The 26837-nt window shown below is 62.8% G+C and carries 34 protein-coding genes and 1 tRNA gene; 25 read left to right on the top strand and 10 right to left on the bottom strand.

Annotated elements, in window-relative coordinates; translation table 11 throughout:
• The first annotated feature begins 48 nt into the window (after window positions 1-48).
• The 5 genes from AC1ME3_RS10215 to AC1ME3_RS10235 all read left to right on the top strand — a co-directional run bounded on the left by AC1ME3_RS10215 (window position 49) and on the right by AC1ME3_RS10235 (window position 4635).
• Window positions 49-1320 (top strand): Xaa-Pro dipeptidase, encoded by a 1272-nt coding sequence (locus AC1ME3_RS10215; protein WP_480953075.1) that lies wholly within the window; start codon window positions 49-51, stop codon window positions 1318-1320.
• A 273-nt stretch (window positions 1321-1593) separates the two neighbouring features.
• A complete protein-coding gene (locus tag AC1ME3_RS10220; protein ID WP_480953076.1) occupies window positions 1594-3009 on the top strand; it encodes a hypothetical protein in 1416 nt (471 codons plus the stop codon).
• Between the two features lie 95 nt (window positions 3010-3104).
• Window positions 3105-3620, top strand: coding sequence for a DUF2975 domain-containing protein (locus AC1ME3_RS10225; RefSeq protein ID WP_480953077.1), 516 nt, complete (start codon window positions 3105-3107; stop codon window positions 3618-3620).
• The gene (locus AC1ME3_RS10230) at window positions 3620-3838 is read left to right on the top strand and encodes a helix-turn-helix domain-containing protein (RefSeq protein ID WP_480953078.1); all 219 of its coding nucleotides are present in this window, start codon (window positions 3620-3622) and stop codon (window positions 3836-3838) included. The genes AC1ME3_RS10225 and AC1ME3_RS10230 overlap by 1 nt, the downstream gene beginning before the upstream one ends.
• Window positions 3839-3909: 71 nt before the next feature.
• Window positions 3910-4635 (top strand): hypothetical protein, encoded by a 726-nt coding sequence (locus tag AC1ME3_RS10235; RefSeq protein ID WP_480953079.1) that lies wholly within the window; start codon window positions 3910-3912, stop codon window positions 4633-4635.
• Window positions 4636-4974: 339 nt separating this feature from the next.
• Here AC1ME3_RS10235 and rplL read toward each other — a convergent pair whose 3' ends face one another.
• The 7 genes from rplL to AC1ME3_RS10270 all read right to left on the bottom strand — a co-directional run bounded on the left by rplL (window position 4975) and on the right by AC1ME3_RS10270 (window position 9416).
• Window positions 4975-5349, bottom strand: a complete 375-nt coding sequence (rplL, locus tag AC1ME3_RS10240; RefSeq protein ID WP_056047577.1) for a 50S ribosomal protein L7/L12 — start codon at window positions 5347-5349, stop codon at window positions 4975-4977.
• A gap of 64 nt (window positions 5350-5413) precedes the next feature.
• Window positions 5414-5929: a 50S ribosomal protein L10 gene (gene rplJ, locus AC1ME3_RS10245; RefSeq protein ID WP_055879768.1), complete on the bottom strand. Its 516-nt coding sequence runs from the start codon at window positions 5927-5929 to the stop codon at window positions 5414-5416.
• 278 nt (window positions 5930-6207) lie between these two features.
• Window positions 6208-6564: a GFA family protein gene (locus AC1ME3_RS10250; protein WP_480953080.1), complete on the bottom strand. Its 357-nt coding sequence runs from the start codon at window positions 6562-6564 to the stop codon at window positions 6208-6210.
• Between the two features lie 329 nt (window positions 6565-6893).
• Complete coding sequence (gene rplA / locus AC1ME3_RS10255; RefSeq protein WP_056047582.1) at window positions 6894-7586, bottom strand: 50S ribosomal protein L1; 693 nt, start codon at window positions 7584-7586, stop codon at window positions 6894-6896.
• Window positions 7587-7590: 4 nt separating this feature from the next.
• Window positions 7591-8022 carry a 50S ribosomal protein L11 gene (gene rplK, locus AC1ME3_RS10260; protein ID WP_056047586.1) on the bottom strand — a complete coding sequence of 144 codons (432 nt, stop codon included), beginning with the start codon at window positions 8020-8022 and terminating at the stop codon, window positions 7591-7593.
• 172 nt (window positions 8023-8194) lie between these two features.
• Window positions 8195-8479, bottom strand: coding sequence for a hypothetical protein (locus tag AC1ME3_RS10265; RefSeq protein WP_056060523.1), 285 nt, complete (start codon window positions 8477-8479; stop codon window positions 8195-8197).
• Window positions 8469-9416, bottom strand: coding sequence for an EAL domain-containing protein (locus tag AC1ME3_RS10270; RefSeq protein WP_480953081.1), 948 nt, complete (start codon window positions 9414-9416; stop codon window positions 8469-8471). The genes AC1ME3_RS10265 and AC1ME3_RS10270 overlap by 11 nt, the downstream gene beginning before the upstream one ends.
• Window positions 9417-9428: 12 nt before the next feature.
• Between AC1ME3_RS10270 and AC1ME3_RS10275 the strand changes: the two genes are divergently transcribed.
• From AC1ME3_RS10275 to AC1ME3_RS10290, 4 genes are all read left to right on the top strand, one after another.
• Window positions 9429-9620: a hypothetical protein gene (locus AC1ME3_RS10275; RefSeq protein WP_480953082.1), complete on the top strand. Its 192-nt coding sequence runs from the start codon at window positions 9429-9431 to the stop codon at window positions 9618-9620.
• A 659-nt stretch (window positions 9621-10279) separates the two neighbouring features.
• Window positions 10280-11053 carry a hypothetical protein gene (locus AC1ME3_RS10280; protein WP_480955809.1) on the top strand — a complete coding sequence of 258 codons (774 nt, stop codon included), beginning with the start codon at window positions 10280-10282 and terminating at the stop codon, window positions 11051-11053.
• A 1-nt stretch (window position 11054) separates the two neighbouring features.
• Window positions 11055-12212, top strand: coding sequence for a M48 family metallopeptidase (locus tag AC1ME3_RS10285; protein WP_480953083.1), 1158 nt, complete (start codon window positions 11055-11057; stop codon window positions 12210-12212).
• A gap of 11 nt (window positions 12213-12223) precedes the next feature.
• The gene (locus AC1ME3_RS10290) at window positions 12224-12817 is read left to right on the top strand and encodes a hypothetical protein (protein ID WP_480953084.1); all 594 of its coding nucleotides are present in this window, start codon (window positions 12224-12226) and stop codon (window positions 12815-12817) included.
• Between the two features lie 308 nt (window positions 12818-13125).
• Here the strand turns inward: AC1ME3_RS10290 and nusG are convergent, their stop codons facing one another.
• The 3 genes from nusG to AC1ME3_RS10305 all read right to left on the bottom strand — a co-directional run bounded on the left by nusG (window position 13126) and on the right by AC1ME3_RS10305 (window position 14490).
• Window positions 13126-13662, bottom strand: coding sequence for a transcription termination/antitermination protein NusG (nusG, locus tag AC1ME3_RS10295; RefSeq protein WP_055872668.1), 537 nt, complete (start codon window positions 13660-13662; stop codon window positions 13126-13128).
• 13 nt (window positions 13663-13675) lie between these two features.
• Window positions 13676-13873 (bottom strand): preprotein translocase subunit SecE, encoded by a 198-nt coding sequence (secE, locus tag AC1ME3_RS10300; RefSeq protein WP_056486886.1) that lies wholly within the window; start codon window positions 13871-13873, stop codon window positions 13676-13678.
• Window positions 13874-14413: 540 nt separating this feature from the next.
• A tRNA-Trp gene (locus AC1ME3_RS10305) sits at window positions 14414-14490 on the bottom strand.
• Window positions 14491-14657: 167 nt separating this feature from the next.
• Between AC1ME3_RS10305 and AC1ME3_RS10310 the strand changes: the two genes are divergently transcribed.
• The 16 genes from AC1ME3_RS10310 (at window position 14658) to rplP (ending at window position 26833) form a co-directional block, all read left to right on the top strand.
• Window positions 14658-15671, top strand: a complete 1014-nt coding sequence (locus AC1ME3_RS10310) for an alpha/beta fold hydrolase (RefSeq protein WP_480953085.1) — start codon at window positions 14658-14660, stop codon at window positions 15669-15671.
• A 415-nt stretch (window positions 15672-16086) separates the two neighbouring features.
• Window positions 16087-16458: a 30S ribosomal protein S12 gene (rpsL, locus tag AC1ME3_RS10315; protein ID WP_010164594.1), complete on the top strand. Its 372-nt coding sequence runs from the start codon at window positions 16087-16089 to the stop codon at window positions 16456-16458.
• Window positions 16459-16511: 53 nt separating this feature from the next.
• Window positions 16512-16982 carry a 30S ribosomal protein S7 gene (gene rpsG, locus AC1ME3_RS10320; protein WP_031393769.1) on the top strand — a complete coding sequence of 157 codons (471 nt, stop codon included), beginning with the start codon at window positions 16512-16514 and terminating at the stop codon, window positions 16980-16982.
• Window positions 16983-17130: 148 nt separating this feature from the next.
• Window positions 17131-19227: an elongation factor G gene (fusA, locus tag AC1ME3_RS10325; RefSeq protein WP_133018721.1), complete on the top strand. Its 2097-nt coding sequence runs from the start codon at window positions 17131-17133 to the stop codon at window positions 19225-19227.
• Window positions 19228-19440: 213 nt separating this feature from the next.
• Window positions 19441-20634, top strand: coding sequence for an elongation factor Tu (tuf, locus tag AC1ME3_RS10330; protein WP_031393767.1), 1194 nt, complete (start codon window positions 19441-19443; stop codon window positions 20632-20634).
• A gap of 219 nt (window positions 20635-20853) precedes the next feature.
• Window positions 20854-21345, top strand: a complete 492-nt coding sequence (locus tag AC1ME3_RS10335) for a Panacea domain-containing protein (protein ID WP_480953086.1) — start codon at window positions 20854-20856, stop codon at window positions 21343-21345.
• Complete coding sequence (locus AC1ME3_RS10340; protein ID WP_480953087.1) at window positions 21342-21695, top strand: hypothetical protein; 354 nt, start codon at window positions 21342-21344, stop codon at window positions 21693-21695. The genes AC1ME3_RS10335 and AC1ME3_RS10340 overlap by 4 nt, the downstream gene beginning before the upstream one ends.
• 203 nt (window positions 21696-21898) lie before the next feature.
• Window positions 21899-22207 carry a 30S ribosomal protein S10 gene (rpsJ, locus tag AC1ME3_RS10345; RefSeq protein ID WP_007406109.1) on the top strand — a complete coding sequence of 103 codons (309 nt, stop codon included), beginning with the start codon at window positions 21899-21901 and terminating at the stop codon, window positions 22205-22207.
• Window positions 22208-22495: 288 nt separating this feature from the next.
• Window positions 22496-23242: a 50S ribosomal protein L3 gene (rplC, locus tag AC1ME3_RS10350; RefSeq protein ID WP_056060507.1), complete on the top strand. Its 747-nt coding sequence runs from the start codon at window positions 22496-22498 to the stop codon at window positions 23240-23242.
• A gap of 2 nt (window positions 23243-23244) precedes the next feature.
• Window positions 23245-23871 (top strand): 50S ribosomal protein L4, encoded by a 627-nt coding sequence (rplD, locus tag AC1ME3_RS10355; protein ID WP_480953088.1) that lies wholly within the window; start codon window positions 23245-23247, stop codon window positions 23869-23871.
• Window positions 23864-24178, top strand: coding sequence for a 50S ribosomal protein L23 (locus AC1ME3_RS10360; RefSeq protein ID WP_056047618.1), 315 nt, complete (start codon window positions 23864-23866; stop codon window positions 24176-24178). The genes rplD and AC1ME3_RS10360 overlap by 8 nt, the downstream gene beginning before the upstream one ends.
• A 4-nt stretch (window positions 24179-24182) precedes the next feature.
• Entirely contained in the window at window positions 24183-25022 is an 840-nt protein-coding gene (gene rplB / locus AC1ME3_RS10365; protein ID WP_055872649.1) for a 50S ribosomal protein L2, read from the top strand.
• A gap of 1 nt (window position 25023) precedes the next feature.
• Window positions 25024-25299, top strand: a complete 276-nt coding sequence (gene rpsS, locus AC1ME3_RS10370) for a 30S ribosomal protein S19 (RefSeq protein ID WP_031393761.1) — start codon at window positions 25024-25026, stop codon at window positions 25297-25299.
• Window positions 25299-25676: a 50S ribosomal protein L22 gene (gene rplV / locus AC1ME3_RS10375; protein WP_056047621.1), complete on the top strand. Its 378-nt coding sequence runs from the start codon at window positions 25299-25301 to the stop codon at window positions 25674-25676. The genes rpsS and rplV overlap by 1 nt, the downstream gene beginning before the upstream one ends.
• The gene (gene rpsC, locus AC1ME3_RS10380) at window positions 25676-26383 is read left to right on the top strand and encodes a 30S ribosomal protein S3 (protein WP_055872646.1); all 708 of its coding nucleotides are present in this window, start codon (window positions 25676-25678) and stop codon (window positions 26381-26383) included. The genes rplV and rpsC overlap by 1 nt, the downstream gene beginning before the upstream one ends.
• 15 nt (window positions 26384-26398) lie before the next feature.
• Entirely contained in the window at window positions 26399-26833 is a 435-nt protein-coding gene (rplP, locus tag AC1ME3_RS10385; RefSeq protein ID WP_031393758.1) for a 50S ribosomal protein L16, read from the top strand.
• The last annotated feature ends 4 nt before the right edge of the window (window positions 26834-26837 follow it).

Consider the following 26837-nt stretch of genomic DNA (forward strand, 5'->3'; position numbering starts at 1 on the left):
TCGCCCGCGGTACCGCACACAGCGCGTAACACGGGGAAGGGGACCTACATGATCGCGCGCATTCTCATCGCGACGCTACTCGCGACGACCGCCGGCAATGCCGATGCGAGGACGGTCGTCGTCACCGCAGCGCACATGATCGACGTCCTTGCGGGCAAGCGAGTCGACAACCCGCAAGTGACGATCGTCGATGGCCGCATCACCGCAGTGGGCCGCAAGGGCGACGCGGTGCCCGTCGGCGCCGAACGCGTCGATCTGGGCGAGCGGACGCTGCTCCCGGGCCTGATCGACATGCACGTCCATCTGACCAGCGACCCGACGCTCAGCGGCTACCGTCAGCTCGAGTTCACCGACAATTTTTGGACCGTCGTTGGCGTCGCCAATGCACGCAAGACGCTCGACGCGGGCTTCACCACCGTGCGCAACGTCGGCTCGGCCAATTACGACGACGTCGCGCTGAAGCAGGGGATCGAGCGCGGCTATGTTCCCGGCCCACGCATCGTCCCCGCCACCTACGCGCTCGGCGCCACCGGCGGCCACTGCGACGCGACCGAATTCCCGCCCTCTATCCAGGTCCCGCACCCGCAGATCGCCAACACGCCCGACGAGTTTCGCGGCGCCGTGCGGACCATCCGCAAATACGGCGCCGAGGTGGTGAAGGTCTGCATGACCGGCGGCGTCCTCTCGAAAACCGACGCCGTCGGCGCGCAGCAGATCAGCCTCGCCGAGATCAAGGCGATCGTCGAGGAAGCGCACATGCTCGGCATGAAGGTCGCGGTCCACGCGCACGGCGCCGAGGGGATCAACGACGCACTGCGCGCGGGCGTCGACACGATCGAACACGCCAGCCTCGCCGATGCCGAATCGTTCAAGTTGGCCAAGGCGAGCGGGGCGTGGTTCGACATGGATATCTATGATGATGACTATATTCTTGCCGAGGGTGCCAAGAACGGTGTCTTCCCCGAGAGCCTCGAGAAGGAACGCCAGGTCGGCCTCAAGCAGCGCCAGACTTTCCGCGCCGCGCATGCCGCTGGGGTCAAGATGCTGTTCGGCACCGACGGCGGGGTCTACCCCAACGGCAACAACGCGCTCCAATTCGCCAAGATGGTCGAATGGGGCATGACGCCGATGGAGGCGATCCAGGCCGCCACCTCCAGCGCGGCGATCGCGTTGGCCAGAACCGCAGACGTCGGCGCGATCCAGCCCGGCCGGTTCGGCGATCTCGTCGCAGTCGACGGCGATCCGCTCGCCGACGTCCGCCAACTGGAACACCCCGCCTTCGTGATGAAGGGCGGCTCAGTGGTCGTCGCCCCGAAGTAAGCCAGCCTACCGATCCTCCCCCGCAAGGGGGAGGTGGCTGGCCCTTGCCAGACGGAGGGGGAGGCAAGGGAAGCGCCCTGCTCCGTGTCCGCTCTTTCCGATACCCACCACTGGCAAGGTAGGGGTACAGTCCACCGACACCCAGCCGCTCACACGCCACCAACGTTTCACCGCTACCCAGAAGCAACTCGTCGCATCACGGGTTGCCGTCGGGTCACGTTCAGCCTCCCCCGCCCACAACGCCGCGACGACCGCGCGCAGGGGATTTCGACGATGACGACCGACCGCGGGGCGCTGGCCGCCCTGCTCGCCACCATGACCGTCCTGGCCGCCACAGCGACCCCGGCGGCCGCGCAAACCGAGCCGGCCGCACCAGTGCGCGGCCTGGAGCGCCTGCAGACCCCCGGCACGCAGGCGAACCCCGACGCCACCGCGATTCCGGTGCCCGCCGCGCCGACGATCGTCCTGCCGAATGCCACGCCAGCCCCCCGTCGTACTCCCCGCTCGACCGCTGCGGCAAAGCCCGCCACGGATCGTGCGACGACGCAACGTGCAGGCGTCGAGCGCCCGACGACCGAAGCGCCCATGCGCGAACGAGCAACCACCCGGACGACGCCGGAACAAACGACCAGACCGCGCGCTTCGGACGACGAGTCGACGCGTCCGCCGACATCGGCCGAACCGGCGCCCGTCGCCACGCCCACGTCCGACCCCACTCTCCAATCGTCGCCACCGCAGACCTCGACCACCGGAATGGCGCCGCAACCCTCCGCGCCGCAGCCCACCGCGTCGGTGTCAGCAACGACGCCAGCCCCAACTCCGGAATCCACCCTCTCGACGCCGGAAAAGGGCAGCGCGATGCCCCTGTGGCTTTCGCTGACGGCGATTGTCGTGGTTCTCGGCGCGCTGTGGGCGCTCCGCCGCAAGCCGCGCAGCCACCGGTACGAGAGTGCCGAACCCGAAGCCTATGTCGAGCCGACGCCGCCGCCCGTTGCCGCAAAGCCGGTCGCCCAGCCCGTTGCTCCCCAGCCGGTCGCCCCTAAGCCGGTCGTCTCCGAACCGGCTGAAAGGCCGGCGGCCGTCACCCCTGCCACGGCATCTGCGGTCGCACCCGTTGCTGCCGTGCCAATAGCCGCGCCCAAATTTCTCGAGCCTAAGGGCAAGGCGCCACCTACGCCGCCAGTCGCCGCGCGTGCCCGGCTGACCTGCGAACTGCGTCCGTTGCGCGCCGGTCTCAACCTGCTCAGCGCCACCGTCGAGTGCGAACTCGTCGTGACCAACACGGGCACCGCATCGGCCGAAGCGATCCGCACCGGCGTCGCGTTGCTCACCGCGCACGCCGATCAGGATCAGGACCTTGCGCAGTTCAACGCGGCGCCCGTCGTGCGGCCCGTCGCCCCGCCGTTCGCGCTGGCGCCAGGCGAAACGCGGACGATCCGTACCGTGACGGCGATCGCGCGAGAGGCGATCCGGACGATGATCGCGGCCAACCGGCCGATGTTCGTGCCGGTCGTCGCGACCAACATCTTGTACGTGACGGATGGCGACGAGGCGCAGTTCGCCCGCGCGTGGGTGGTAGGCGTAGAACGCGTCGACTCCCCCAAGCTCGCGCCGTTCTGGCTCGACGCCCCCGCCCGCATGTACAGCACGGTTGCGGCCCGGCCGCACGCGGCGATCTTCGAACGCTGACGGGCTGCCGTTACGACCCGAGCGAGGGCTGACGCGACACGATTGACGTTTATCGATAAACGATACATATTGTTTATCGATAAACGGAGGTCGGCATGCAGGATCGTGTTCTCGTCGTCGCGAGCGGACTGGTACGGTTCGCGAACTGGCTGAACTGGATTGTCGCGTTTGGGTTCGTGATCGCGATCATCGCTTCGTTCGTCTTCGGTGACGCGCTAACCGCCCAGATCGCCACCAAGTATCACGGCCACTACGTCAGCGAGACGATCGCGTTGCTGCGTCTCACCGGCGCCCTAAGCCTCGTCGCCTGCATCGCGGTGTATCACCTGTTCAGCCGCTTGCTCGCGATCCTGGCCACGGTGCGGGCGGGCGACCCGTTCGTCGTCGCCAACGCCGATCGTCTCCAGCGGATCGGCTGGGCGCTGTTCGCGATACAACTGCTCGATCTCGCTTTCGGCGGGATCGTGCTCGCGCTCGACAGGCTCGGTGTCGATCACGCAACATGGGTGCCCGGCTTTACCGGCTGGATCGGGGTCGTGATGCTGTTCGTGCTCGCCCGGGTGTTCCGCGTCGGCGCCCGCATGCGCGACGATCTGGCGATGACCGTCTGATGCCCGTCATCGTCACGCTCGACGGCATGCTCGCAGCACGCGGCATGACGCTGACCGAATTGTCGCAGGCAGTCGACATTACGATGGCCAACCTGTCGATCCTGAAGACCGGCAAGGCCAAGGCTATCCGCTTCTCGACGCTGGAGGCGATCTGCACGGCGCTCGACTGCCAGCCGGGTGACATCCTGAGGTTTGCGCAAGAGGGGGAAGAGGCATGATTGATCGTACGGAAAGACACGGGATCGGAAGGCGCATCGGCAGGGCCATTCTCGGCATAGGGCGTGCCATCTTGGAGACCTATCGGCTCGGCGGACGTGCGGTGAAAGTCGCGCCGTTGATCCTGGCGATTGCGGTGGTACCGGAGTTTCTGCAGCATATCTCGGAAATCCACCTCGGCATGTTCGTCTCGGTGGAGCAGTTTCGCGCACTCGCCAACGATCCGCTGCGCTGGGGCTTCGGCTATGTGAAGGTGGCGGGGTTCGTCATCGCGATTCTCGCGGTCGCGCGGTTCTGGTCGGTCGGGTCCGTCCGCCGGACGCTGCTGGTTCCGCCGACGACCATTGTTCGCGTCGTGGCGGGCATGATCGTGGGATTGGCGGCTGCATGGCCGTTTATGTGGCTCGGCAAACAAGGGCTATCGCCGGCGATCAACGTGCCGCTGCAGATCGTCTCCACGATCATCCAGGGCGGGTTCTGGATTTACGTCGTCGGCGCGTTGATCGAGGATCCTTGGGTGACGCCGAGGCGGGCGATGACGTCGCTATTACCCGCTGGGATTGTCCTTAGCGTATTGGCGGCGACAGCGTTCGGTCCGGCTCAGGCGTTGCACATGGCCAACCACAAGATCGCTATGGGGCAGCCGTTGGCGATCGTCTGGGCTTTGATGGCGTTCGATGCGCTGTGGGTCGGGCTGTTCGCAGCGCTGGTCGGGTCGGCGGTATTCGTCGGGGTGAAGACCGGGCTGACGTGGAAGGGGTGGACCGTGCATCCGCGCGATCTGGATGCGGTGGTATAGCGGGCGGAGCGGGCGAACGACGCACGACGCTTTAAAATCTAACCTGCCTGACCGCCGATTTTCCCCACCCCGGCGGAGGCCGGGGCCCAAGTGAAACGTCCGTCGTGAGGGGCGTTGTGCTTCGTTCGTGCCGTTCCCAGCGTAACTCCGGCCTTCATGGGGACGTAGAACCTTCGCGGTGCACAACGAAAAAGGGCGACCCCATCGCTGGGGCCGCCCTTTTTCTTAGCTGCGGCCAGCAGGGGCAAAGCCCCTGCTTCGTCGGTCGGCATGAATGCCGCCGGCCGGCCTTGCTGGAGTGCGATTTAGCCTGCGCTAAATCGTCTCTCCAGCTGCGGCTTACTTGACCTCGACGGTCGCGCCGGCTGCTTCGAGCTGAGCCTTGATCTTGGCTGCCTCGTCCTTCGACACGCCTTCCTTGACGGCCTTAGGAGCCGACTCGACCAGCGTCTTGGCTTCGGTCAGGCCGAGCGCGGTGATCGCACGGACTTCCTTGATGACGTTGATCTTCTTGCCACCGTCGCCGGTCAGGATGACGTCGAATTCGGTCTGCTCTTCTGCTGCAGGAGCAGCTGCGCCGCCGCCTGCTGCCGGTGCTGCGACCGCTGCTGCGGCCGAAACGCCCCACTTCTCTTCGAGCAGCTTCGAAAGCTCAGCTGCTTCGAGAACGGTCAGTTCGCTCAGGCTCTCAACGAGCGCGTTCAGGTCTGCCATGATAAATCTCCATCTCGGGGCTCATGCCCCATCAGTTCAAAAAGGTAACGAAAGGCCTGCAAGATCAGGCGGCTTCCTTCTCCGCGTAGGCGGAAAGCACGCGCGCGAGCTGCGCTGCCGGAGCCTGCGTGATCGTTGCCAGCTTCGTGGCAGGTGCCACGATGAGGCCAACGATCTTGGCACGCAGTTCGTCCAGCGAGGGCAGCGTTGCGAGCGCCTTCACACCGTCGACGTCGAGGGTCGTCGCGCCCATCGCCCCACCCACGATTTCGAACTTGTCGTTCGTCTTCGCGAATTCCACGACCACCTTGGCGGCCGCGACGGGATCGATGGAGCTGGCCAGACCGACCGGACCCGTGAGCATGTCGCCCAGCGAGCTGTAGTCGGTGCCGTCCATTGCGATCTTGGCAAGCTTGTTCTTCGAGACCTTGTAGGTCGCGCCGGCGTCGCGCATCTTGTTCCGCAGCACAGTGGACTGTGCGACGGTCAGGCCGAGGTTGCGCGTGACAACGACGACGCCGACCTCGGAAAAGGTGCGGTTCAGCTCGGCTACGGCCGCGGTCTTTTGATCACGATCCATGCCATTCTCCACGTTTTACGAGTTCACCGCTTGCGCAGTGGACCCGGTTACTAACCGGAGGCGCAGACAAACCCGCGCTTCCGGGGTGTCTCGTCGATGGGGCATGGGAGAGGGGCGGCGCGCAGATGGGCCGACAAAATCTCATTCCCCGTCTAGGTGGGAGATTAAGCACCGGCAAACCCGCTGCACCCACTGTCTCGGACGGAGTTCGACGAGCAAGCCCGCCGAACGAAGGTGCCGCTTAGCGGAATATGCGGGGGAGTCAATCGCGGAGAAGGTCAGGCGTCGAGGTATAGTCCGCTATCCGCGCCATCGAGCCGGCGTATGCGGGCCGCCGCCAGGATGTCGGGCGGCATCTGGCGGGCGTTGATGCCGATCCGGTCGATCGCGGGGTCGACCTTCGTCCAGTGCGTCACGCATCCGCATTCGCTGCAGCGACGGAAGCGCAATGTCTTGGCACCCCAACTATAGATGTCGATCGGAACGGATGCTGCGACGCGCACGTCACTTGCCCGGTAGTAGGCCCACAGGGCTCCGTAGCTGCGACAGATCGAGCAGTTGCAGTCGGCTACCCATTCAGGCGGGTGGCTGACAGAAATCGTTAACGCGCCGCAGTGGCAGGAGGCTTCAATCATGCGTTACGACGTGAGCCATAATGGCGTGGCGTTCACGCGTTTTCCACAACCCCCGTCATCCTGACGAAAGTCAGGATCCAGAGCCAGAGGGGCGACGTCCGTAACCCTGGATCATGACTTTCGTCAGGATGACGGAGTGGGGTAGGGCCGATCTTCGCCGAACGACCGATATCGCCAACACGCAAAAAGGGCCGGGATCGCTCCCGGCCCTTCTCAACTATCAACCGCGGGACGGGAGTAAATCCCGTCCTCGTCGGTCGCGGTTGCCCGCGCCGGCCGGCCTGTCGCCGTCTCGTGGCTAGCTCGCGCTAGCCACGTGCGGCTCGGGCTTACGCGCCAGCAACCTCGGTCGTGTCGACCTTGATGCCTGCACCCATGGTCGACGAGATCGCGACCTTCTGGACGTACTTGCCCTTGGCGCCGGTCGGCTTGGCCTTGACCACTGCGTCTACCAGTGCATCGAAGTTCGCGCGCAGGTCTTCCGCCGGGAACGACGCCTTGCCGATGCCCGAATGGATGATGCCGGCCTTTTCGACGCGATACTCGATCTGGCCGCCCTTGGCTGCCTGAACGGCGGCGGCGACGTTCATCGTCACCGTGCCGAGCTTCGGGTTCGGCATCAGGCCCTTGGGACCCAGCACCTTACCGAGGCGACCGACGATGCCCATCATGTCCGGGGTCGCGATGCAGCGATCGAAATCGATCGTGCCACCCTGGATGATTTCCATCAGGTCTTCGGCGCCGACGACGTCTGCGCCTGCTGCGAGGGCTTCCTCAGCCTTCGCGCCGCGGGCGAACACGCCGACGCGGACGGTCTTGCCGGTGCCCTTGGGCAGCGTCACCACGCCGCGGACCATCTGGTCTGCGTGACGCGGATCGACGCCCAGGTTCAGCGCGACTTCGATCGTCTCATCGAACTTCGACGTGGCGCCCGACCGTGCGAGACCGATGGCCTCGTCGATGCCGTGCAGCTTGACGAGGTCGACCGTGACGGCCTTCTGCTTCTTGCTCAGCTTAGCCATGATATCAGCCCTCCACCACTTCGAGGCCCATTGCGCGGGCGCTGCCTTCGATGATCTTCGTCGCAGCGTCGATATCGTTGGCGTTGAGGTCCTTCATCTTCGTCGTGGCGATCTCGCTCAACTGCGAGCGCTTGATCGTGCCGGCGACGACCTTGCCCGGCTCCTTCGAACCCGACTTGAGACCAGCCGCCTCCTTGATCAGGTACGAGGCAGGCGGGGTCTTGGTCTCGAACGAGAACGAGCGATCCGCATAGACCGTGATGACGGTCGGGATCGGCATGCCCTTCTTCAGTTCGCTCGTGCCGGCGTTGAACGCCTTGCAGAACTCCATGATGTTCACGCCGCGCTGACCCAGCGCAGGCCCGATCGGCGGCGCGGGCTTTGCCTCGCCTGCAGGCACCTGCAGCTTGATGTATCCGGTAATCTTTTTAGCCATGTCACTCTCTTTATGTGAGCCTAGCGGTGATGGCGGCCGTCTCGCGACAGCCTCCCGCAAATTCCATCAATGAAGGTGGAAGCCGGCGCGCATAGCCGAAAACGTAGGGGGCGGCAACCGGCGTTCGCGTCGTGGATTAGAAGCCTGGGAGGCCTGCGTGATCCACCGCGGTTTATTCAAAGACGTCTACCGGCCAGGCGATCTGCTTGGCTGCGGCGTAACAGGCCGACCGCGTGGCGTAGCCGTCGGAATAGCTGATCAGCCCGCCAGCCTCGTGGAACAACAACCAGGCCCAGGCACCCGCGAGCACGAGGGGTGGCGAAAGGTCGAGCCCCTCGACCTCGCGGAGTTCCAGCCGCATCGAGGGCCGCTCGCCTTCGACCGGGTTCGTGGCGACGGGCTCAGCCTCGTCGAGCGTCCGGCCTATAAAGCGGCCGAACCTGTTGTCAGGCACCATGATGGGGTACGATCGATTCAATCGGCACGGGTTTCCCCCAGTAAAAGCCTTGGCCGCAGTCGGCACCGAGCGATTTCGCCAGAACGAGATCGTCGGCGGTCTCGATGCCCTCAATGACCGTTCCGATCGACCGGCTCCGGCAATAATCGATGATTTCCCTCAGCAGCGACGGCGGGAACTCGCCCTTGCGGCATTTCTGGAAGATCTTCCGATCGATCTTGACCTCGGACACGGGCAAGTCGGAAATGCGATCGAAGTTGGTCGCGCCCTTGCCGAAATCGTCGAGCGAGATGGGTATGCCCATCGTCCCAAGCTCACGCATGTTTTCTAGCAGGCGACCATCGAGTCCCGAATAGCTGATCTCGGTGAGTTCGATCCCGAGCATGCCGGGGGCGACATGATGGCGTCGCAGCAGGATCGGCATCGCGGCGAGAAAATCCGGATGCGCGAGCACGGCGGCGCTGCAGTTCACCGCGATCGGTACCAGCCTGCCGTCCGCTGCCAGCGCCGCGAGCAGGCGGGCAGCCGCTTCCACCGCAAGCGACGTCGCGGCGACCTCCAGCGAGAGGATCGTCGACGGTGCGAAGATGTGCTCGGGGTTGAGCGACGGTCGATTGCGCAACCGCGTGAGTGTTTCGTAGCCGGCGATGCCGTCGTCGTGCAGGCTGCGTTTCTCATGGAATTCATGCGTGAGATTGGGCAGCAGCCGGCCTTGCTGGATCAGCCACGACAGGAAATGCCGGTCGCCGGTGTCGCCATCATGCGGTTGCCGGGCGATATGGGCCAGGCGGTCGACAATGTCCTGCGCGCTATAGGGCGCGTCGAGCCAGTCGACGTGATCGATCCCGGACTGCTCCGCCAGCGCGATCGCATCCCGGAAATGCACGCTGGGCCGCAACAGCGTTAGTGTCCCGGAAAACTGTTCTTTGTCCAACAAGGCGATAAACGCGTGACGATTGCCGATCGAGGCATCGGGGTTGATCACGATCAGGTCTGGTTGAAACGCGAGCCCGGCGCGTTCTTCGCTCGCCAAGCCAATCCATGCTGTTTTGTGGCCCATCTCTTCGAGTTCACGACGAACGCCGCTGGCGGCTGCATTCTCAAGGTCGAGAAACAAGATACGATGACCGGCTTCGGTTGAATCGTGGGACGCACGAGCCGTCGCGATGCCTGAACGCAAGTGATCGCCATGCTCAAGCGATTTCTTTAGGGCCGTGGTCGTCAGGGGCATCAGTCATTTCCTGTAGGCGGATCGCTGAATACGGTCGCACGTGTGTCAAGCTGGTCATAGGGTACATGGCGTTGGCCAAATACGCCGGCCATCATAGGGGAACGGCGTAGCGGTAACTACGCCATGTCTTGTACGCGGACTGTCCTACAAATGTTAGCGCAATATAACTGGTTATGGTTAACCAAACCTAAATAAGCTCCCCATGATTACGGCGCAGCGAAAGAACGGTAGCCAACTCGATGATAATGAACAAATCTATGCCAATTGGGGTAGAAGATGTTCCATCGCGTGGCGAAAATATATTTCGATGTTGGGGATGATATCGCGTTGGAATTATAGGTATCGAACCGGTATGCGTCTTTGTCGCCCAAATTCGGGTAATGGACGAGCGATCTATTCGCCGCTGATCTAACAAATCTATTGGCCTGGGGTGCGTGAGGCGAGGGTCCGGTGCGTGATGGTCCGAAACCACTCGTTTTGAACCGAATAATTCTCGGACGATGGGCTGCTCCGGCTCTAATATGACCTGAATCGGATGGGGGCATCCGAGAATAGGGGTGGGTATGATCATGTTGTGCCGTGCGACGCTGGTCGCGCTGATGCTTGCGGTTACGGCGATCGCGCCGGCGTATGCGCAGGAGAAGACTGGGCTGAAGCCTGGTTTCATCCTGGCGCCCGGTACCGCGCGGATCGTGTTGATGCGGCCATCGATCCGGGTCGGCGCGCAGTCGACCGGCGGGATGTACGAGCCGAACGCCGACTGGACGGATCAGGCGAAGGAGAACATCGCCACCGCGCTCGCCAAGGCGCAGACCGGTCTCGGCAACAGCGTCGTCGGGTATGTCGATCCAATCGGTGCGGGCTCGGCGAAGGTCGCGGAGTATCAGGAACTGTTCGGCGCGGTCGCGTCGTCGGTGATCGAGTATCAGTTCTTCAAGGGCAACCGCCTGCCGACCAAGAAGCGCAAGGACCAGTTCGAATGGGGGCTTGGCCCCGACGTCCGCACGCTGCCCGGGCTCGATAAAGCGGACTATGCGCTGTTCATCACCACCGAGGATTATTTCGGCTCGACTGGGCGGAAGGTGCTGCAGGTCTTTGCGGCGATGGCGCGCGTCGGCGTCACCGCGGGCGTGCACAAGGGATTCGCTGGGCTGGTCGACTTGCGTACCGGCGAACTCGTCTGGCTGAACGCGGATATGCAGATGGGCGGGGACGTCCGTGACGCGGAGGGCGCGGACAAGCGCATGCGGCAGTTGTTTGAGGGTTTCCCGGGTAAGCCGGCCGAAGCTCCAGTCGCCGTCACTGCTGTTGCAGCCGCGCCCGCCGTAGCTTCGGCGCACTGAGATGCGGATCCCTATGGTGGGGCTTCTGCTCGCCACCGCGATCGGTACGTCCGCGTTCGCCGCGGACAAGCGCCTGCCTCTACCGACTTATACGCAGGCCTATACCCCGACGACGGTCGACGAGCGCGGTATCTGGATGGAGGCGGACGAGCGAGAGCGTGTGCAGCGCGACTCCCGGTCGCTGGTCAAGGACCCGGCGCTCAATGCCTATGTCCGCGGCGTGCTGTGCCGGACCGTCGGCGAGGACCGGTGCCGATCTGTCCGGCTCTATATCGACGAGGTGCCGGCGTTCAACGCATACATGACACCCAATGGCGCGATGGTCGTCTGGACCGGACTGTTACTTCGTGTCCGGAGCGAAGCCGAGCTGGGGGCGATCCTCGGCCACGAGTTCGGCCATTTCGAGCTTCGGCATTCGCTCAAGGACTTCAAGAGCCACCGCACCGGCACCGACGTCATGGCGTGGGCGTCGATCCTCATCCGCAACAGTGCCAACATCCAATACTCCGTGGTGGGCCAGATGTACGCCTTCAGCCGCGACCAGGAACGCGAGGCCGACATGACCGGCTTCCAGTATCTGGCACGCTCGCAATACCCGTCGTCGGCCGCCGCGGACGTCTGGGAGCACGTCATGGGCGAGGCCGATGCGACCGCGATCGGTCGCAGGGGCAGGGCGCAGCACAAATACGTCGCCGGCGTCTTCGCCACGCACCCGACCGATCTCGCGCGCGCCACGTATCTGCGCGCCGCGTCGATCGAGGCGCATGACGTCAAGCCTGCGGTCGTCGACACGCATAAGGCGGCGATGGCGAAGTGGCTGCCGGTCTTCCTCAACGACCAGATCAAGCTCAACGACTTCGGCGGCAGCGAGTATCTGCTCGCCAATCTGGCGGACGGTACCGGCTGGACGACGCCGTTGCTGTGTGCCCGCGGCGACCTGTACCGCGAGCGCGGCAATCCCCGCGACCTCGTCAGTGCCGCGCAATTCTACCAGGAGGCGATCGGCAAGGGCGATGCGCCGCCCGAGGCGTATCGCGGCCTCGGGCTGGCGTTGCTGCGCAGCCAGCAGGTTGCCGAAGGCCAGGCCGCGCTCGCGACGTATCCCCGCCTCAAGCCGGCCGCGACCGACGCCGCGCTCATCGCCACGCTGATCTCGTAAGGAGGACGACCATGTCCAAGAAACTCGCCCTGCTCGCCACAGTCGCAACGCTCTCGCTTGCAGCCCCCGTCGCGGCCGGCAACAAGCTCATCCCCGCCGGCCAGCGCATCGCCGTCGCCAAGTCGGCGATGACCGTGCAGCCGGGGGCGGAGTGGAACAAGCTGTCCGAACGCCCCGGTCGCAATGCCGAAACCTGGACGCAGGACGGCGACGAACTGAACGACCTGAGCTTCTATGGCGGCATCGAGTCCGGCAGGCCGCTGTTCCGCGAGGTCGACAAGAAGAACAGGCCGTTGCCGAAGGTCTCGGCGACGATGCTGATCACCGACATCCCGGTGCTGCTGGAAAACAGCTACCGCATCGCGCGCGACGCGTCGTCGATGGCGATCGACACGATCGCGCCGATCGAGTTCGCCGGCAGCAAGGGCGTGCGCTTCACCTACACCTTCTCGAAACAGAACGAGACTCTGCAGCGGCGTGGCGAAGCACGCGGTGCGGTGATCGGGGGGAAGCTGTATCTGGTGACGTACGAGGCGCCGAGCTTGTATTACTACGACCGTAGCGCGCCGGCTGCTCAGGCGGTTGCGGATAGCGTGCGGTTTTGAGACGCTTGGGTCTGTAGGCTGGGCGTTTCCATGCCTGACGGCATTCCGCGGGGGACGTCCGCCTCTTTCCGTCATCCTGACGAAAGTCAGGATCCAGAGCCAAGCAGCGCTGCATTCCTTAACTCTGGATCCTCACTTTCGTCAGGATGACGGAGCGGGGTGTGAGGAGCGGTTTGCGTTCTCAAAAACGCGACGCGGGAGTAAATCCCGCGTCGTCGGCCGGGCCTTTGGCCCGCCGGCCGGTCGAGGCCGTCTCGCGATTAGCCCTCGGCTAATCACGTGCGGCCGCAAGTACGACGCTCTGCGTCTTACTTGCTTCTTTCGACCTGTTCGAACTCGAGCTCCACAGGCGTCGCACGCCCAAAGATCGACACCGAAACCTTGACGCGGCTGCGGTCGAAATCGAGTTCTTCGACCAAGCCGTTGAAGGTCGCGAACGGGCCGTCGAGGACCTTGACCTGGTCGCCGATCTCGTAATCGACCTTGACCTTCTGCTTGGGCGCAGCGGCGGCTTCTTCCTTGCTGTTGAGCATCCGCGTGGCTTCCGCCTCGCTGATCGCCTGCGGCTTGCCCATGCTGCCGAGGAAGCCCGTGACCTTCGGCGTGTTCTTCACCAGGTGATACACGTCGTCGTTCATGTTCAGCTTGGCGAGCACGTAGCCCGGCATGAACTTGCGCTCGACCGCGATCTTCTTGCCGCGACGAGCTTCCGTCGTAGTTTCAGTCGGGACTTCGATCTGCTCGACGAGCTGTTCGAGACCCATCCGGGTCGCCTCGGCCATGATCGAGTCGCGGACCTTGCCCTCGAAGCCCGAATAGGCGTGAATGATGTACCAGCGCGCCATGACGGAACCTTGCTTACTGAGCGAGTTTGAGGAGCAGGGAAACGATCGCTTGCAGGATCGAGTCGACGCCAAAGAAGAAGACCGCGAGGATCGTCGTCATGATCACCACCATCACGCCGGTCATGACCGTCTCGCGACGCGTCGGCCACGTGACCTTCGCGGTCTCGTTGCGGACCTGCTGGATGAATTCGAGTGGGGACGTTTTCGCCACGATGTTCTTCGCACCCGCTGATTGAGAAACTTGGGATGCGAGGCATAGACCCACTAGCCGCTCCCTGTGAAGGGCAGCGGCGGCAGGTCCGTCCTCGCTGTCGGAAGCGCGGCAGATAGCTTCCACCCGTCGTGAAAGCAAGTGCGCGGCAGGAGAGGGGTGGGCGTCGTATCGAAAGCGACACGGCGGTGATCGGGAGAAGTGGCGGGGGAGAGCGCTTGGGTCACTCGATCCCCCGCACGATCGTCTTGCCGGTGCCGGTTTGACCGGCGGCTCCGCTCCCACGGTTTCTATTTATCGTTCGGCTTGACGACGGCACGGACGGTGTACGCGCGATCGAGACCAAAAAAAAGGCCGGTACAAGACCGGCCGTGAAAGTTTTTAGGAGAGGATGCCTGAAAGGCCTGATCGTTGTGCATCGCAGCACATCGTAGATCAATTGCGAAAATTGCATTATGGAATGCAATTTCTGCAATCGTGATGGACGCGCTAAGACGGCGAGTGCAATCGCCGCGATTTTTGCAGGGAATTTAAAGGGGGTGGCAGGAGTGCTCGGATTCGAACCGAGGGCCTTCGGTTTTGGAGACCGACGCTCTAACCAACTGAGCTACACTCCTACACGGACGCGCCCCTTACCCAGCGTTTTCGCGAAGGGCAAGCGTCTCGCGTGCAATTTGTCCCGCCAGCATCCCCTGGCGATCATCGTAAGGATGATGCGTTGCGCGATGTGTGATTTGCTCGTTAACCTTAAAGCCGTCTCGTTGGATGTGGGAAGCGTATAACTATGAAGGCGGGATTGATGATGCTGGCGCTGCCGGTCGCGGCGTTACTCATGGGGGCGGGGCCGGTTCCGCAGGTGCCGGACCTGGGGCCGCAGCTCGAACGCTTCACCTATCCGTGGCCTGTCCAGACGATGGAAGTCGATATCGTCGGCAGTCCTGCGCAGATGGCGTTCATGGATATCGCGCCGCAACGGCCCAATGGCCGCACGGTCGTGCTGCTCCACGGCAAGAACTTCTGCGGCGCGACCTGGGGCAGTACCGCGCGGGCGCTGAGCGAGGTCGGCTACCGGGTGATCGTCCCCGACCAGATCGGCTTCTGCAAATCGTCCAAGCCCCGCGCGGCACAATATAGCTTCGAGATGCTCGCGACGTTCACCAACCGGCTGCTCGAATCGCGCGGCATCACGCGGGCGACGATCGTCGGGCACTCGATGGGCGGCATGCTCGCGATGCGGTACGCCATTCTCTACCCGGCGTCGGTCGAGAAGCTGGTGCTCGTCAATCCGCTCGGCCTGAAGGATCGCGGCGAGGAGGGCGTGCCGTATACCGACGTCGACACGCTGTGGGCGAACGAGAAGAAGACGAGCTACGCGTCGATCAAGGCGTATCAGCTCGAGAACTATTACCACGGTGTATGGAAGCCATCCTATGATCGCTGGGTCTGGATGCAGGCGGGCATGTACCAGGGGGCAGGGCGCGACACCGTGGCGCTCGCGCAGGCCAAGACGAGCGAGATGATCAAGACGCAATCGGTCGCGCATGAGCTGTACCGGATCACGCCGTCGACGACTTTGATCATCGGGACGCTGGACAAGACCGCGTTCGGCCGGGCGCAGGCGCCGGCGAACTTACGCAAGTTCCTCGAACCGGTGCCGATGGTGGCGCCGCGCGCGGTGAAGCAGATGCCGAATGCGAACCTGGTGATGCTCGAGGGGCTGGGTCACTCGCCGCAGGTCGAGGATCCCGCGCGATTCGAAAAGACGCTGCTGGCGGTGCTCGGGACACGATCGCGGTAGAGGAGCTCGCTGATCCTCCCCCGCCAGGGGGAGGTGGCTGGCTCTTGCCAGACGGAGGGGGAGGGGGCGACACCGCAGGTTGCGTGTTCCTCCCCCTCCGTCACCTGCGGTGCCACCTCCCCCTGGCGGGGGAGGATCAGAGAGGTGTCGTTGGCGGACTCGCGTGAGCCATTGTCTCCGCCCAAGAAACCAATAACCTACCCACACCCAAACCGATTCCGCCCCGTTGACCCGAGCCCCGTCCTGACCTATAGGCGCGGCCTGTTCTTCGGGAGTGTTTCCCGCCGGGCATGCTTGAACATTGCTGGATGCATTCCAGGACCTGAGGGGCGCTCCCGCGTTCCTATGGTCCTTTTTGTATTCTCAGGCGCCTCATGGCTCCAGCAAAGTAACCACTTGAAAGGTGAAGGCTTCAATGCCGACGATCAACCAGCTGGTCCGCAAGGGCCGCGATCCGCAGAAGGCCAAGTCGAAGGTCCCTGCGATGGAAGCAAATCCGCAGAAGCGTGGCGTTTGCACGCGCGTCTACACGACGACCCCGAAGAAGCCGAACTCGGCTCTGCGCAAGGTGGCCAAGGTTCGCCTGACCAACCAGCGCGAAGTCATCAGCTACATCCCGGGCGAGGGCCACAATCTTCAGGAGCATTCGGTTGTCCTGATCCGTGGCGGTCGTGTCCGCGATCTTCCCGGTGTTCGCTATCACGTCCTGCGCGGCGTGCTCGATACACAGGGTGTGAAGGACCGGCGTCAGTCGCGTTCCAAGTACGGCGCCAAGCGTCCGAAGTAAGCCGATCGCTCATATTTGCGATCATCAAGGCTGAAGTTTAGAAGGAATACAAAATGGCACGTCGTCGTCGTCCCGAAAAGCGGGTCATCCTGCCTGATCCCAAGTTCGGGGATGAGGTTCTGTCGAAGTTCATGAACAGCGTCATGCTGGACGGCAAGAAGTCCGTCGCAGAGCTGATCGTGTACGGTGCATTCGAAACCGTCGAGAGCCGCGCCAAGCGCGATCCGATCGGCGTTTTCCACGATGCGCTGAACAACGTGAAGCCGGGCATCGAAGTCCGTTCGCGCCGCGTCGGTGGTGCAACGTACCAGGTGCCGGTCGAGGTTCGTCCCGAGCGTGCACAGGCGCTGGCGATTCGCTGGCTGATCGGTGCGGCGCGTTCGCGCAGCGAGAACACGATGGCCGCACGGCTGTCGGGTGAGCTGATGGATGCCGCCAACAACCGTGGCAACGCGGTCAAGAAGCGTGAAGATACGCACCGGATGGCGGAAGCCAACCGTGCATTCTCGCACTACCGCTGGTAACAGCGGGCTTCCCTGCCGCTGGTAACAGCGGGCTTTGAAGCCTAGCATTGCTATCCGTGTGACGGGCGGTCTTTCGCCTGTCATGCAAACACCTATATATTGGGGAGCCGGCACGTTCGGCTCCCCATATCCTTAAGGAAGCACGATCATGGCCCGCAGCCATCCGCTCGACCGTTACCGCAACATCGGCATCATGGCGCACATCGACGCCGGTAAGACGACGACGACCGAGCGCATCCTCTATTACACCGGCAAGTCCTACAAGATCGGCGAAGTGCATGAAGGCACCGCGACGATGGATTGGATGGAGCAGGAGCAGGAGCGCGGGATCACGATCACGTCGGCTGCGACCACCTGCAAGTGGCGCGCCGAAGAAGGTAAGGGCGAAGAGCACCTTATCAACATCATCGATACGCCTGGCCACGTCGACTTCACGATCGAAGTCGAGCGTTCGCTCCGCGTGCTCGATGGCGCGGTTGCATGCTTCGACGGCGTTGCCGGCGTCGAGCCGCAGTCCGAGACCGTGTGGCGTCAGGCCGACAAGTACGGCGTGCCGCGCATGTGCTTCGTCAACAAGCTCGACCGCACCGGCGCCGATTTCTACTTCTGCGTGAACTCGATCATCGATCGTCTCGGTGCGCGTCCAGCCGTGCTGTATCTTCCGATCGGCATGGAAGGCGGCTTCAAGGGCCTCGTCGATCTCGTCGAGAACCGCGCGATCATCTGGCTCGAAGAGAGCCTCGGCGCCAAGTTCGAATATGCCGAGATCCCTGAGGATCTGGTCGAGAAGGCCGCGAAGTATCGCAGCGAGCTGATCGAGATGGCCGTCGAGCAGGACGATGCCCTCATGGAGGCCTATCTCGAAGGTAACGAGCCGAGCGTCGCCGACCTCAAGAAGCTGATCCGCAAGGGTACGCTGAGCATGGCGTTCGTCCCCGTCGTTTGCGGTTCGGCGTTCAAGAACAAGGGCGTTCAGCCCCTGCTCGACGCCGTCGTCGATTATCTGCCTTCGCCGCTCGACGTTCCCGCTATCCAGGGTCTGAAGCTCGACGGCGTGACGCCGGACGAGCGTCCTTCGTCGGACGAGGTTCCGTTCTCGGCACTGGCGTTCAAGATCATGAACGATCCGTTCGTCGGCACGCTGACCTTTGCTCGCATCTATTCGGGCAAGCTGGAGACCGCATCGCAGGTCACCAACTCGGTCAAGGACAAGAAGGAAAAGGTCGGCCGCATGCTGCTTATGCATGCGAACAGTCGTGAGGACATCCAGGAGGCTTTCGCTGGCGACATCGTCGCTCTCGCGGGTCTCAAGGATACCACGACCGGTGACACGCTCTGCGCGATGAACGCACCGATCATTCTCGAGCGGATGGAATTCCCCGAGCCCGTGATCGAGCTGTCGGTGGAGCCGAAGACCAAGGCCGACCAGGAGAAGATGGGCGTCGCGCTCAATCGTCTCGCACGCGAGGATCCTTCGTTCCGCGTGTCGTCGGACCCCGAGTCGGGCCAGACCATCATCAAGGGCATGGGCGAGCTCCATCTCGAGATCCTGGTCGATCGCATGAAGCGTGAGTTCAAGGTCGAGGCTAACGTCGGCGCTCCTCAGGTCGCATATCGCGAGTATCTGAAGAAGCCGGTCGACGTCGACTACACGCACAAGAAGCAGTCGGGCGGCACCGGCCAGTTCGGTCGCGTGAAGGTCAAGGTCACGCCGGGCGAGCGCGGTTCCGGCATCACGTTCAAGGACGAGATCAAGGGCGGCAACATTCCGAAGGAATATCTGCCTGCGATCGAGAAGGGCTTCCGCGAAACCGCTGCGTCGGGTTCGCTGGTCGGCTTCCCGATCATCGATTTCGAGATCGTTCTGTATGACGGCGCGTATCACGACGTCGACTCGTCGGCACTGGCGTTCGAAATCTGTGCCCGTGGCGCAATGCGCGAAGTCGCACAGAAGTCGGGCATCACGCTGCTCGAGCCGGTCATGAAGGTCGAGGTCGTCACCCCGGAGGATTACCTGGGCGACGTCATCGGCGACATGAACAGCCGTCGTGGCCAGATCCAGGGCACCGACAGCCGCGGCAACGCGCAGACGGTCGAGGCGATGGTCCCGCTGGCGAACATGTTCGGCTACGTGAACTCGCTCCGTTCGTTCACGCAGGGTCGCGCGCAGTACTCGATGCAGTTCTCGCACTATGACGAAGTGCCGCAGAACGTCGCTGACGAGGTGAAGGCTAAGCTGGCGTAAGCCCGAGGCGCACCGAGCCAGGTTTTCCTGGCTCGAAGACGCCGAAAGGCCGGCCGGCTTCGGTCCATGACCGAAGTTCGACGACGCGGAATTTAACTCCGCGTCGGCCTCTCCCCAAGCAGGGGCTGGCGCAACGCTTTAACAGCCGCTATTGGGCCGCGTTCGCGCGGTTCCCGGGGTGGCACCGGAATACGAATCAGAAGGTAGGAAACAATGGCCAAGGCAAAATTTGAGCGGAACAAGCCGCATCTCAACATCGGCACCATCGGTCACGTCGATCATGGCAAGACGTCGCTCACCGCTGCGATCACGAAGGTTCTGGCAGAGACGACCGGCGGTACCGCTGTCGACTTCGCCAACATCGACAAGGCTCCCGAGGAGCGCGAGCGCGGCATCACGATCTCGACCGCACACGTCGAGTACGAGACGGCCAACCGTCACTACGCGCACGTCGATTGCCCGGGCCACGCCGATTATGTGAAGAACATGATCACCGGCGCAGCCCAGATGGACGGCGCGATCCTCGTCGTTTCGGCGACCGATGGCCCGATGCCACAGACCCGTGAGCACATCCTGCTCGCACGCCAGGTCGGCGTGCCTGCGATGGTCGTGTTCATGAACAAGGTCGATCTGGTCGACGACGAGGAAATCCTCGAGCTGGTCGAGATGGAAATCCGCGAGCTGCTTAGCTCGTACGACTTCCCGGGCGACGACATCCCCGTCATCAAGGGTTCGGCTACCTGCGCACTGTCGGGTTCGAACCAGAAGCTCGGCGCCGACGCCGTCACCGAGCTGATGCAGGCTGTCGACGACTACATCCCGCAGCCCGAGCGTCCGCTCGACAAGCCGTTCATGATGCCGATCGAGGACGTGTTCTCGATCTCGGGTCGTGGTACGGTCGTCACCGGCCGCGTCGAGACCGGCATCGTCAAGGTTGGCGAGGAAGTCGAGATCGTCGGCATCCACCCGACCGTCCGCAAGACCACGGTCACGGGCGTCGAGATGTTCCGCAAGCTGCTCGACCAGGGCCAGGCTGGCGATAACGTCGGCGCGCTGATCCGCGGTGTCGCTCGCGACGAAGTCGAGCGTGGCCAGGTGCTCTGCAAGCCAGGCACGATCAAGCCGCACACCGACTTCAACTCGGAAGTGTACGTGCTGTCGAAGGAAGAGGGTGGCCGTCACACGCCGTTCTTCGCCAACTACCGCCCGCAGTTCTACTTCCGTACGACGGACGTGACCGGCACCGTCGAGCTGCCTGAGGGCACCGAGATGGTCATGCCAGGCGACAACGTGTCGCTCGGCATCAAGCTGATCGCACCGATCGCCATGGACGTGGGCCAGCGCTTCACGATCCGCGAAGGCGGCCGTACCGTCGGTGCAGGCGTCGTGAGCCAGATCGACAAGTAAGCATCTTCTCCTTCGGGAGGTGATCGAAGAGCCCGGCTTCTCGCGAGAGAGGCCGGGCTTTTTCGTGTTTGTGATAAACCGGTACAATCTGGCCCTATATCAGACAGGGATTGTATTTGAGTTTTCTCTGGCCAACTAGATTGGCGAGCGGGGTTCTGTTAAAAACTATCGCTCGTTCTATTTTGACGTTGTATTCGATATTTTGGAGGAGGACTTGCAATGCCATACAATCCCCTCAGCATATCTAATGGGTTTTTAGAGCTCGGTTTTCGCGATGGAGTCCCAGTCGATCCCATGAAAGCCCAAAAGCTTAGCTTTTTTGCGCATGGCTATTACCTAGCCTCAAGTGGGGTGCCCTTAATAGAAGGGTCGTTCCAAGCGTGGCCCTTTGGTCCGGTAAATCCCACCATATACGAAGCTTTCAAGCACTATGGCGCAGCGCCAATCACCGATTACGCTAAGACTTACAGTGATATTCAGAGGGCATATGTTCCGGCTGCGGCCCCAGAAAATGACCCCCGGTATATTTCAATCCGTGATTTCGTTTGGCGGCAATATGGTCAAATGCCGTCCATTGGCCTGTCGGATATGACTCATAGGGAAAACGGTGCCTGGGATAAAACTTGGCGAGCATCATCATCTCGCAGTTCACCAATTAGTAATGAGCTGATCCGTGAAGAGTTTGCGCCCCTGGTGACTGCTCGTCCGTGAGCGCGCAGGAGGACTTCGCACCCATTCCAAAGGGGCCAGTAGCGGCTACGCCCGTTGCCGATGAGCCTCAGCGTTACGGCGATCCTGCGGCTCCCAAGGCTCCGAATTCGGTGATGCTGAAGTTCGGCAAAGAGAGCTTTATTTCTTGGCAGAGCGATAACCCCATTGCTGTGCTTGCTCTGATGATGATGGTGATTTTAATATTTGCCGCTATTATTATTGCGGGAATAGCCTGCATTCCCGGGAGTTCGCCATCTGTTGGAAAGATCGCAGAGATAATTGGTCAGGCCATATTGACCATCGTTGGTGCTATCATCGGATCCTCAGCGTCGGCTAAAGCGCGTAAGTGATGACATGCTCGGTTTTGCGCTGATGCATCGGGGATGTCGAGAATTGCGATCGTGTCGGTCCTCGCTTCTCGATCTGCGTCGGTAGAAAAACCCGCGCTCACAGTTGCGTTTTCGCCGACTCTCCCGTAATGGCCCGCCTTCGGTTTAAACATCAACCAGCAAGAGCCCGGAAACGGGCCCGCTCTTTCGCATCGGTAGGGACTATGGACAGCAATATCCGCATTCGTCTGAAGGCGTTCGATCACCGTGTGCTCGATCAGGCCACTGGCGACATCGCCGACACCGCACGCCGCACCGGCGCGCTCATCCGCGGTCCGATTCCCCTTCCGACGCGCATCGAAAAGTTCACCGTGAACCGCGGCCCGCACATCGACAAGAAGTCGCGCGAGCAGTTCGAGGTGCGCACGTACAAGCGTATGCTGGATATCGTCCAGCCGACGCCGCAGACGGTCGATGCGCTGATGAAGCTGGACCTCGCCGCTGGCGTTGACGTCGAGATCAAGCTCGCCTAAGGGCTGGCGCGGCGCGGTCGACCGGTAATGGTCCCGCGCCGCTCTACATTGGGATACCGCCGTCGGTGAAAACCGACGGGGCAGCGTCCCCCGTCACGCTTCCGCACTTGCAGGAGCACCAGCCCGGGACGGGGGCACGTTTCGTATTTACCGGGTTGAACCGACTCCATTCAGGGCATTTGCCGGGGATGGGGTCAGGTGGACGCATCATGGAGCTCGCTCCGGACATGGTCCGCAAGCCCCCGAGGAATAGTCCGACGGGGCCTCTGTCTAGGAAGGGACAAGATCATGCGTACTGGCGTGATCGCGAAGAAGATGGGGATGACCCGCCTGTTCCAGGAAGATGGTCGGCACGTGCCGGTCACCGTTCTGGCACTCGAAGGCAATCAGGTCGTTTCCGTTCGCGAAATGGATCGTGACGGCTACACTGCCGTCCAGCTTGGTGCAGGTGTCGCCAAGTCGAAGAATGTCGCAAAGCCGCAGCGCGGCCATTTCGGCAAGGCCGAAGTGGAGCCCAAGGCTGTCGTCCATGAGTTCCGCGTGAACGCAGACGGCCTGCTCGACGTCGGCGCCGAGATCTCGGCCGACCACTACGTCGCAGGCCAGATCGTCGATATCCAGGGCAAGACCCAGGGTAAGGGCTTCCAGGGCGGCATGAAGCGTTGGGGCTTCGGCGGTCTGCGGGCAACCCACGGCGTGTCGGTCTCGCACCGTTCGCTCGGTTCGACCGGTCAGCGCCAGGATCCGGGCAAGGTCTTCAAGAACAAGAAGATGGCCGGCCACATGGGCGACAAGTATCGCACCCAGCAGAACCTCGAGATCGTATCGACGGACGTCGAGCGTGGTCTCCTGTTCGTCAAGGGTTCGGTTCCTGGTTCCAAGGGCGGCTGGCTCTTCGTCAAGGACTCGGTGAAGGTCGCGCGCCACGCCGACGCGCCGTTCCCCGCCGGTCTCAAGACCGCAAACAGCAACACCGCAGCAGACACGCCGGCCGAAACGACCGACGCACCTGCAGCCGACGGCCAGGAGGGCTGAGCGTGAAGATCAAGGTTTCATCTTTCGCCGGCACTGACGCAGCGGACATCGAGCTCAACGACGAGGTCTTCGGTCTCGATCCGCGCGCCGACATCCTGCACCGTGTCGTCACCTGGCAGCTCGAGAAGCGTCGCGAGACGGCTCGTGGCACCCGTGAGCGCGCAGACGTCGCTCGCACCGGCAAGAAGTTCGGTCGCCAGAAGGGCGGCGGTACGGCTCGTCACGGCGATCGTCGCGCCCCTGTGTTCATCGGTGGTGGTAAGGCTCACGGCGCACGCGTCCGTGACTTCAACCCCTCGCTAAACAAGAAGGTTCGCTCGCTCGGCCTGCGGATGGCTCTCAGCAGCCACGCCAAGGCGGGTTCGCTGGTCATCATGGACAGCCTGGCTGTCGAGGGTGGCAAGACCAAGACGCTGCAGGGCGATCTCGCAAAGCTCGGCTTCGGCAGGCGTGCGCTCGTCATCGACGGCGACATGGTCGACACCAGCTTCGCATTCGCTGCGGGCAACCTGTACGAAGTGAACGTGATGCCGGCTGCCGGCGCGAACGTTTACGACATCCTGAAGCATGACACGCTGGTGCTGACGCGCGCCGCTGTCGAAAAGCTGGAGGCGCGCTTCCATGGCTAAGAAGCAGAAGGCGGGCATCGATAATCGTCATTACGACGTTATCCTGGCCCCGCACATCACCGAGAAGACGACGACCCTGTCGGAGTTCAACGCGGTCGTGTTCAAGGTATCGAACGATGCCACGAAGCCCGAGATCAAGGCGGCCGTCGAGGCGCTGTTCGACGTGAACGTCGTCGGCGTGAACACGCTCGTCCAGAAGGGCAAGACCAAGAAGTGGAAGGGCACGAACTACTCGCGCTCCGACATGAAAAAGGCAATCGTGACGTTGAAGGACGGTCAGTCCATCGACGTGACGACGGGGATCTGAGGCCATGGCACTCAAGCATTATAATCCGACATCGCCGGCACGCCGCGGTCTCATCCTGGTCGACAAGTCGTCGCTCTGGAAGGGTCGCCCCGTCAAGGCGCTGACCGAAGGTAAGCACAAGACCGGCGGTCGTAACAACAAGGGCCATGTGACCTCGCGCGGCATCGCCGGCGGTCACAAGCAGAAGTACCGCTACATCGACTTCAAGCGTCGCAAGTGGGACGTCGAGGGCACCGTCGAGCGGATCGAGTATGATCCCAACCGCACCGCGTTCATCGCCCTGGTCAAGTACCCGGACGAGGAACTCGCCTACATCCTGGCGCCACAGCGTCTGGCCGTCGGCGACAAGGTCCTCGCGGCCAAGAAGACCGACGTGAAGCCAGGCAATGCCATGGAACTCGGTCAGATGCCGGTCGGCACCATCGTCCACAACGTGGAGATGAAGCCGATGAAGGGTGGCCAGATCGCCCGTTCGGCCGGCACGTACGTGCAGGTCGTCGGTCGCGACAAGGGCATGGTGATGGTCCGCCTGAACTCGGGCGAGCAGCGCTACATCCGCAGCGATTGCATGGCGACGGTTGGCGCGGTCTCGAACCCCGACAACCAGAACCAGAACCTGGGCAAGGCAGGCCGTTCGCGCTGGATGGGCATCCGTCCTCTGACGCGCGGCGTCGCCAAGAACCCGGTCGACCATCCGCACGGCGGTGGTGAAGGCCGTACCTCGGGTGGCCGTCATCCGGTTACGCCTTGGGGCAAGCCGACGAAGGGTGCGCGCACGCGTCATAACAAGTCGACCGACAAGATGATCATCCGGTCGCGTCATTCGACGAAGAGGAAGGGCTAACATGGCTCGTTCAGTCTGGAAGGGCCCCTTCGTGGACCTTCATCTGCTCAAGAAGGCAGAAACCGCCCAGGACACCAACGCGCGTTCGCCGATCAAGACCTGGTCGCGTCGCTCGACGATCCTGCCGTCGTTCGTGGGTCTCACGTTCAACGTCTATAACGGCCGCAAGTTCGTGCCCGTCTCGGTCAACGAAGACATGGTCGGCATGAAGCTCGGTGAGTTCGCGCCCACGCGCTACTTCCCCGGCCACTCCGCCGACAAGAAGGGCAAGCGCTGATGTCTAAGCAAGTCAGCCCGCGCAAGGTCGCGGACAACGAGGCGCTTTCGGTCGGTACGCAGATCCGTGGTTCCGCGCAGAAGCTCGGCCTCGTGGCTGCGCTGATCCGTGGCAAGAAGGTCGGCGATGCGATGAACATCCTCGCCTTCTCGACCAAGGGCATGGCGATCGAAGCGCGGAAGGTGCTGGCCTCGGCCATCGCCAACGCCGAGAACAACCATAACCTCGACGTCGACGCACTCGTCGTCGCCGAGGCTTCGGTCGGCAAGTCGATCACGATGAAGCGCTTCGCTACCCGCGGCCGCGGCAAGTCGACCCGCATTCTCAAGCCATTCAGCCGTCTGCGCATCGTCGTGCGCGAGCAGGAAGAAGCATAATGGGTCAGAAGAGCAACCCCATCGGTCTGCGTCTGCAGATCAACCGTACCTGGGATAGCCGCTGGTACGCCGAAGGCGCCGACTATGGTCGGCTCCTGCTCGAGGATCTCAAGATCCGTGCATTCATCATGAAGACGCTGCCGCAGGCCGCGATCTCCAAGGTGGTGATCGAGCGTCCGGCCAAGCTGGCCCGCATCTCCATCTTCGCTGCACGCCCCGGCGTGATCATCGGCAAGAAGGGTGCGGACATCGAGAAGCTGCGCTCGACCATCGGCAAGATGACGTCGTCGACCGTGTCGCTGAACATCGTCGAGATCCGCAAGCCGGAAGTCGATGCGCGTCTCGTCGCGCAGGGTATCGCCGATCAGCTCGAGCGTCGTATCGCTTTCCGCCGCGCCATGAAGCGTGCGGTCCAGTCGGCGATGCGTCTCGGTGCCGAGGGCATCCGGGTGAACTGCGGTGGCCGTCTTGGCGGCGCCGAGATCGCACGGTCGGAGAGCTATCGTGAGGGTCGGGTTCCGTTGCACACGCTGCGCGCGAACATCGATTATGCCGAGGCTACGGCGCACACGTCTTACGGCGTTTGCGGCGTGAAGGTCTGGGTCTTCAAGGGCGAGATTCTCGGCAACGATCCGACGTCGTACGACCGCATCATGATGGAGGCTCAGACCTCCGGCGTGCGGCCGCAGCGCGACGATCGTCGCTAAGGGGCAGGAACAGACATGCTGCAACCAAAAAAGACCAAGTTCCGGAAGGCCTTCAAGGGCAAGATTTCGGGCGATGCCAAGAGTGGCTTCTCGCTCAATTTCGGCTCCTACGGCCTCAAGGCGATGGAACCCGACCGGATCACCGCACGCCAGATCGAGGCGGCCCGCCGCGCGATCACGCGTCACATGAAGCGCCAGGGGCGTTTGTGGATCCGCATCTTCCCAGACCTTCCGGTCTCGGGAAAGCCAGCCGAAGTCCGCATGGGTAAGGGCAAGGGCGCGCCGGAATACTGGGCCGCTCGCGTCAAGCCGGGTCGGATCCTGTTCGAGCTCGACGGCGTCGACGGCAAGATCGCCGCCGAGGCGTTCGAGCGGGCGGCCATGAAGCTGCCGATCAAGGTAAAGGTCGTTGCCCGCCTGGGCGACACCTCGCATCTGGGAGGCGAGTAAGATC

The sequence above is a fragment of the Sphingomonas sp. BL2 genome (genome assembly GCF_056680015.1).